General features: G+C 67.9%; 1 protein-coding gene. It reads right to left on the reverse strand.

Going from position 1 to position 676, the window contains the following annotated elements; genetic code table 11:
* Positions 1-676, reverse strand: a 676-nt coding sequence (locus TSO352_RS07410; protein WP_199231531.1) for a LysR substrate-binding domain-containing protein, incomplete at both ends; no start/stop codon positions are given.

Here is a 676-nt window from a genome sequence, read left to right on the forward strand (position 1 = left end):
GGGACGAGCGTGCCGGCCGCGACATGGTTGCGGACCAGCCGGTGCCAGCCGATGGCGACACCCTGCCCGGCTTGGCAGGCCTGGAGGGCGAAGGCGAAGTTGCTGAAGCGCCGCCCCGGCAGTGGGGCATGGGGGATGTTGCCGCGCCGCAGGAATTCGTCCCACCCGGTCCAGTCCGGATCGACCCAATCGATGTGAAGGAGGGGCAGCGATGGAAGATCGGCAATGGTGATGCCCCGGTAACGCTCAGCCAGGGTGGGGGATGCGACCGGATAGATCGTCTCTTCAAAGAGCTGAACCGAGATTTCATCCGGCCAGGCGCCAAAGCCGTAGCGGATCCGCAGATCGACCTCCGCCCGGCGGAACCCATGGGCGTCGTCGGTGACGAGATGGTTGACGCCGATGTCGGGGAAGCGGTGCCAGAAGTCGCTCATCCGCGGCATCAGCCAGCATTTGGCGAAGGCATCGGTGCAGGCCAGCGTCACCGGCCGCTGCGGCTGCCCGGCGCGGATCGTGTCGAGGGTGTCGGCCGTTCGCCGGAAGGCTTCCGCGAGGGTGGCGTAGAGCGTTTCCCCCTCGGCGGTCAGCGCCATGCCGGATTGGTTGCGGCCGAACAGCGGGATGCCGAGTTCCTCCTCCAGCCCCTTGATCTGGCGGCTGACCGCGCCCGGGGTGA

This window comes from Azospirillum sp. TSO35-2 (genome assembly GCF_003116095.1).
Lineage (GTDB): Bacteria > Pseudomonadota > Alphaproteobacteria > Azospirillales > Azospirillaceae > Azospirillum.